Below are 6,942 nucleotides of genomic sequence, written 5' to 3'. Positions count from 1 at the left end.
TTTATACCTGGATATCAGCAGGAAGCCGCCCGCCGTAAAGCGGGTCTATCCGTACAGCCGAGCGTAGTAACCTCCGAGCGCCAGCAGGTCCTGATGGCGGCCCCGTTCGACGACCGTTCCTTGGTTCATAACCGTAATCAAATCTGCATGTTCCACCGTGCTGAGACGATGCGCAATCAGAATGGTGGTGCGCCCCTTCATCAATACGTTCAGAGCTTGCTGTACCCAATGCTGGGATTCGTTATCCAATGCAGAAGTTGCTTCGTCCAGCAGGAGAATCGGGGCGTTTTTAAGAATCGCCCGGGCGATCGCAATTCGCTGCCTTTGTCCACCTGACAACGACGCTCCCCTCTCTCCCACCGGCGTTTTATACTGTTCAGGAAGTTCCTGAATGAAATGGTGAGCGTACGCCGCTTTGGCCGCTTCAACCACTTCTTCATCCGTTGCATCCGGGTTGCCATAACGGATGTTTTCCTCAATCGTGCCGGTAAACAAAAACGGCTCCTGCGGAACGTATGCAATCTGCCTGCGGATTTCGTCCAGCGTGTAATGGCCGAACGGTTTGCCCTGGAGCAGGATATCACCGCTATCCACAGGATAAAAGCCGAGCAGCAACTTGATCAGTGTACTTTTGCCGCTGCCGCTGGCTCCCACGATCGCAGCGACCTGACCAGGAAACACCTGCATGGACATGTCGACAAGTACCTTTTTATCCGCCTGATAGGAAAATTCCACATCGCGAAACTCCACCGCAGCCTCCGATACAAGCTCGCTACGAGAAGATCCCAGACGCTCCGGTTCCTCTTCTTCGCTTAGTACCTCTTGAATCCGGTGAGCGCCCGCGAGCGAATTTTGGGTCATCGACAGAACCGTCCCCAAGTTCAACAAGGCGTGCGTCAGATTCACTTGCAAAACTGCCAGAGCGGCGACACTTCCCATTCCCATCAATCCGTAGGCATAAAGAAGACTGCCGATGACGATGATGCCGCAGAACGTGACGTAGCTGATAAAATGGTTCACCGCAGCCTGCATACCGTTCTTTTTCGCCGTTTGCCGAAGCGTTTGCGTCATTTGTTCGTTCAACGCCTCGTACTGGCCGTAAATCGTGCGGATGCGGAACAGCTTCACAATTTGAATGCCGCCCATAAAATCTTTGAATTTTTCAGTCATTTTACCGAGCGTTTGCAAGCCTTGTTCGGACAAAGCGCGGATATCCCGTGCAAATTTCAGGCTGACCAGAGAGGACAGCAGCAGAACGACGAAGGATACGCCGGCAAATCGCCAATCGATCACCACCATGGAGACAATGGAGCCGATGCAAAAGACAACTTGAAGCAACAAAACGAAGTAAACCTGCGAGAATGTAAACTCAACGGTCGTTACGTCGTTGTTCACCCGCGACAGCAAGTCCCCATGGTGCGTCTGCTCCAGGAATCTCGGCCGCACCCGGCACAGCTTGTCATAAAGACGTTTGCGGATATTCAGCACAGTCAGCTCGACACTTCGCTGGTATAAGTAAATGAACCAGGGAGAAATTATATTTTCCAGAAACAGGGCCGCGCCCAAAATAATAAAAGCTTCCACCATCAGGGACGTATCTCGGGACACGGCGAAATCAACCAAGTTATGTACGACCAAGCTGAAGGCGATCAGAAACAATGTCTGGGTGAGCGCCGTTACAGCAAGGCCAATCGCGTACTGGGTTTTGCGCTTGCGGTTCATAAACGTCAGCAAGTAGCCAAGTTCTTTCACTTGCGATAGCCTTCCGCCCTTTTTCATGTGTACGACACCTCCCTGCGTTCGGCAGACTCGGTAAATTCCTGGTAGTACGACTGGGCGTACATTCCCTTCCTCTCGAGCAATTGTTCATGAGTGCCCTTTTCGATAATATTTCCTTGTTCCATAACCCAGATTTCATCGGCGTTTTGTACCGTAGAAAGCCGGTGGGCAATAACCATGGACGTTCTCTGCTTCATCAATACGCCCAGCGCTTCCTGAACCGCGCTTTCCGACTCCGGATCAAGTGCCGATGTGGGCTCGTCCAACAGCAGAACGGGAGCATCCTTCAGAAAAGCCCGGGCCATTGCAATGCGCTGGCGTTGCCCACCGGACAAAAACCCGCCGCGCTCTCCGACATACGTCTGGTAACCGTCCTTAAGCTGCATAATGAAAGAATGAGCCTGAGCGGATTTGGCGGCTTCGATAATGTCGTCCATCGACGCTTCTTCCCGCCCATAGCCGATATTTTCGGCGATTGTACCGCTAAACAAATATGAATCTTGGGTTACCACGGAAAAATGCGACCGAAGCTGCTCTGGATCAGCGCCGTGGATCAGGCTTCCGAACACGCGGATCTCACCCTGATCCTCCGGAAGTGGATAAAACCCGCATACCAGTTTAAACACCGTGCTCTTCCCTCCGCCGCTCGCTCCGACAAGTGCAATCGTCTTGCCTTCCGGCACCGAGAAGCTAACATTCCGCAGAATTGGAGAACTCTCTTCATACCCGAAGGTTACGTTCTGAAAATGGATGGGAGCGGCGCTCGCTTTTGGAAGCAAACGGCCATTCTCCGTTTCGGTCGGCTGCTCGACGATTTCGGAGACCCTTCTCAGGGCACCGGTCATTTCAAACGTGCGCGTGATGAGCTCGGGAATATGCTCCAGCGGCTCCAGACACAGATTAAGCAAGTACAGGAAGGCGATTAGTTCTCCCGCGGCTAGCTGCCCGTTGTAGATCAAATAGCTACCGTAACTGACGGCGAAAATGATCGGGCTGATCATCAGCGTAGAAAGCAGAGGATTGACCCAGGCTTCCCGCTTTTTCACGGCCAGCTTTTTTTGAGCCGTTAATTGCAGCAACACTTGGTAGGAGCGAGATAACATACCAGATAGCAGATAGCTTTTTACAATAGGCATCCCCCCAAGCGTATCCTGGAGGTTGATGTTCATTCGGCCCATGTTTGCCTGGGCTTCCTCCGTCAACTGTTCCAACTGCTTGCCGATCCATTGGGAAACCAGCAGTGCTACGGGAAATAACAACAGGCTGTACAGCATCAGCTCCCATTGGAGATACATCAAATAAGCGAAACAGCCGATAAATAATAACGGATGATAAAACCACTGGGCGAGGTCCCGAATCATAAATTGCTGGATGAGCTGCAGATCGTTGTTGATCCGCGACAACACGTCGCCGGAGTGCTGCTTTTCCAAATAGGGGACCGGGAGTTTGCCGATATGACGCATGACATGGTTGCGGATATCCTGCACCGCAGAGGCACTGCTTCGCTCCACACCAAAGCTCATGAAAAACTTCGCCGGCACACCGATCAAGATGACCACAAAGACCGTGTACACGATCTGCAGAACGATCGGCCCCGCCCCATTCTCGGCCTGTGTGGTCAGCTGCTCGACCAAACGTCCCGTCCATATCTCAATAACCGCGGCGGCAATTGCGGACAGGATACCGACGATCATCCAGCCTTTGTGACGGCTTACATAGGACATCAGCCAGCGGAACGCTTTCCAGGTGGCATAAGCGGTTCGGCGCTTGGAAGGCGCCGCTGTGCCTTGTTCTTGAACAGACATCTGCCGATCAGCTCCCATGCAGGACCCCGGCCTCCGCTTCGATCTGCCGCTTGATTTGCACTAAGATGTCACGGATGACAATGGCCGTTTCTTCCACACGCGCGAGTTCCAGTAATTCCTCGTGTGCGCCCTCCAGCCGGTAATCAGAATAAGCTTGCGTCGTTGCCCTCTGCCAGGACGGCAACTGGTGCTCCAGGCGGAACGCTTCGCTGTCCTTCGCAATCAGTTCGTAAATACGGGCAGTTATTGTGCCTGAATTAATAAGCTGCGCTTCGTACGTCAAGGTGGCTTTGATTTTCCGATGAACACGCTCCCGCACGAGTGGATTGCTCATTAATTCCTTTTCTTCTTCGTCGAAATCCGCAAGCATTTCTTCAAGCTCTTTCTCAGACGTTTCATAAGGTGTGAGTGTGTCCTTAATCCACGAGTCCACCATGAGCAAGTCCGTTACGGAATACCCTCTTCTTTCCATCATTTTGGCTACTTCGAACGTCAGGTTGCCTCCGAAGCAGTAACCGAGCAGCACGTAAGGTCCTTCCGGCTGGATGCGAACAATCTCATCCACATAACGGTTCAGCATGGCCTCGTAATCGATGACATCGTCTATAAAATCAATGCCGTAAAGCACGAATCGGCCGTCTAGCCTGCTTGCAAGCTCTCGGTAACCGATGCCGAAGCCGCTGCCTGGAGGGAAGCAGAACACGTTCAGATCCCCTGTTTTATTCAGCTTAATGAAGGAATCTCCCCCTTTATCCAGGCCCAGATCCTCCTCTCCAAAAGCCATGGCTTCAACGGTTACATGATGGAATTGGCGATTCAGCGGTATCTCAATGCCCGTTTCATCGTAAACGGCTTGAACGAGCCTCATCAGACTTAAGGAATTGCCGCCCAGCTCAAAAAAGTTATCCTTTACGCCGACCTGTGGAATGCCAAGTGTATCCTGCCAGACACGGGCGATCTTCATCTCGAGCAGTGTTCTCGGCGCAACATATTCCGCTCCTACAGCCGCAGCTTCCTCCGGCACCGGCAGAGCTTTGCGGTCGATTTTTCCGTTAGCAGTCAGCGGCATCTGCGAAAGCTGCACAAGATGCGCAGGAATCATATACCCCGGAAGCTGCTGGGCGAGCTGCTCCTTGAGTTCATTCGCCGCCAGCTTTGTTTCCGCGACGTAATAAGCAACAAGTTGCTTATGGCCGTTCGCGTCGTCCCGGGGGAGTACCACCGCTTCTTCCACGCCCTCCACGTTCAAAAGCTGCGTCTCAATTTCGTCCAGCTCGATCCGGTATCCGCGGATTTTGACCTGGTGGTCAATTCGGCCGAGGTATTCGATGTTGCCGTCCGGCAGCCAAGTCGCCAAGTCGCCTGAGCGATACAGTTTTTCCCCATCCGCAAACGGGGAATCAACGAACTTCTCCGCCGTCAAATCCGGACGGTTCAGGTATCCTCTCGCAAGCCCTTCCCCGGCCACGTACATTTCGCCCGCTACGCCAATCGGCACAGGGCGGCGGTTTTCATCCAGGACATAAACCCTCAGTGTTGGGATTGGCTTGCCGATATTGCTCTTCGCCGCCTCCATCTCGACCCACGTAATTTCCTTATACGTCACGTGAACCGTCGTTTCGGTAATGCCGTACATATTGATCAGCTTTGTCTCCGGGTACTTCGTCTTGAAGCCCTTGAGCAAAAGCGGACTAAGCGCTTCGCCGCCGAAGATGACGTTGCGAATCCGCAGATCGTATGGATGATCCGCCAAGACCTTACGCAGCAGCTGGTAGAAATATGTTGGCGTCTGGTTCAAAATCGTGACACTTTCGCGGCTCAGCAGTGCCAGGAACTCGGCCGGATTTTTCGCCGTAAGCGGCGGTACGATAACCAGCTTTCCTCCATTTAGAAGCGCTCCGTACATCTCCCAGACGGAAAAATCGAAGCAGAACGAATGGAATAACGTCCACGTGTCGGACGGCCCAAAGTCGAACAGGTTCTTGTCGTTGAACAAAAGGCGCACAACGTTTTTATGCTCGATCAACGTGCCTTTGGGTTTGCCAGTCGTTCCCGATGTGTAGATGACATATGCCAGGTTCTCCGGACCGGAAATTGGCTCCAGATTCAAAGCGTCCAGCGCACCTTCCGAATCCGTCCCACTATCTCCCCAAACGAAATCATTTATTTCAAGGCGCATTCCTGCGAAGTCGGTCTTCTCATGCAAATGCTTTTGAATCAGCAATAACGGTGCACCCGAATCCTCGATCATGAAGCGGATGCGCTCCTCCGGGTAGTCGGGATCAACAGGCACGTAGGCTCCGCCCGCTTTGAGAATCCCCAGTATGCCGACAACCATATCGAGTGAGCGTTCGGCCAGAATCGCTACCAGCTGGTCCGCTGCGACTCCCGTCTCCCTCAGCCTGCGCGCAAGACGGTTGGATCGCTCGTTCAGCTCGCGGTAGGTCAGCTGCCGTTCGTTCATGACAACGGCCACGTTGTCCGGGTAAAGCTCCGCCTGTTCTTCAAACAAACCGTGAATCGTTTTCCCCCGCTCGAACCCGGTTTCGGTATCATTAAATCGATTCAGCAACGTCTCCCTCTCGTCCGGGGAAAGCACATCGGCTTGTCCAAGCTCCAGATCCGGCTGAAATACAAGCACGGACAGAAGCCGAACAAGGTGGTCGGCCGTCTGTTCCACAAATGCACGCTCGTATCGATTCCCGTCAAAGCTTATTTCTAGCTCGATAGAGTCGTTTTGGCGGTCGAATCGAAAATCCGTATCGGCCGCCACCCGGTTACCCAGCGGTTCAGGATGAATCGGGGCGAAGGATGCGACGGTGTTGACGACTGGGACTCCTTCCCCTGTATAGTCCAGATGGAGCGGCTCCACCATTTTCCGAAAAGGCAGATGCTGATGCTCCAGCGCCTCGCCGATGGAGGCTTTGATGCCCCCGAGCAGCGTTTTCAGCGTAGTCTGGCTGCTTACGGACGTTTTGATCACCAGGATGTCATGCGACGGCTGAGTCACGTCCGGGTCCGCGCTACAAGAAGGCATGCCGACCAGTACTTGATCCTGCCCTGTATATTTGAACAGCAGGCTTTTTACTCCTGCCAAAACAATCATGTACAAAGCCAGATCCGAACCATTAGCGAGGCGAATAATTCTCTCCGAGAGCTCACTCGGCAGGGTACGGTGAAGCAAAGCCGGCTCTGCCGCAGCTTCGCCGCCCGCAGATAATTTGGAGGATTGACTATAGGGAAGGAAGCTCAGGCTGTCTTCGTCGTCAAACTTGCTGCTCCAGTACCGTTCTTCCTTTTCAAATAAAGATTTCATTCGTACCTCCCCTAAAAATGAAGTGACCGCATGCCCCGGCGC

The 6,942-nt window shown here is 53.2% G+C and carries 3 protein-coding genes; all 3 read right to left on the bottom strand.

What is annotated here, in order from left to right:
- Positions 1-45: 45 nt before the first annotated feature.
- Genes MHI14_RS03855 through MHI14_RS03845 form a run of 3 tightly spaced genes read right to left on the bottom strand, consistent with a single transcriptional unit; the run spans position 46 to position 6,900 of the window.
- Positions 46-1,779, bottom strand: a complete 1,734-nt coding sequence (locus tag MHI14_RS03855) for an ABC transporter ATP-binding protein (RefSeq protein ID WP_340912614.1) — start codon at positions 1,777-1,779, stop codon at positions 46-48.
- A complete protein-coding gene (locus MHI14_RS03850; protein WP_341129903.1) occupies positions 1,776-3,602 on the bottom strand; it encodes an ABC transporter ATP-binding protein in 1,827 nt (608 codons plus the stop codon). The genes MHI14_RS03855 and MHI14_RS03850 overlap by 4 nt, the downstream gene beginning before the upstream one ends.
- Positions 3,592-6,900, bottom strand: coding sequence for a non-ribosomal peptide synthetase (locus MHI14_RS03845; RefSeq protein WP_341129902.1), 3,309 nt, complete (start codon positions 6,898-6,900; stop codon positions 3,592-3,594). Before MHI14_RS03845 ends, MHI14_RS03850 begins: the two co-directional genes overlap by 11 nt.
- Positions 6,901-6,942 lie beyond the last annotated feature (42 nt).

Origin of the sequence: Paenibacillus sp. FSL K6-2393 (genome assembly GCF_038002545.1) — a bacterium.
In the GTDB taxonomy this organism is placed as follows: Bacteria; Bacillota; Bacilli; order Paenibacillales; family Paenibacillaceae; genus Paenibacillus.
This window is presented reverse-complemented; position numbering and strand designations above follow the sequence as displayed.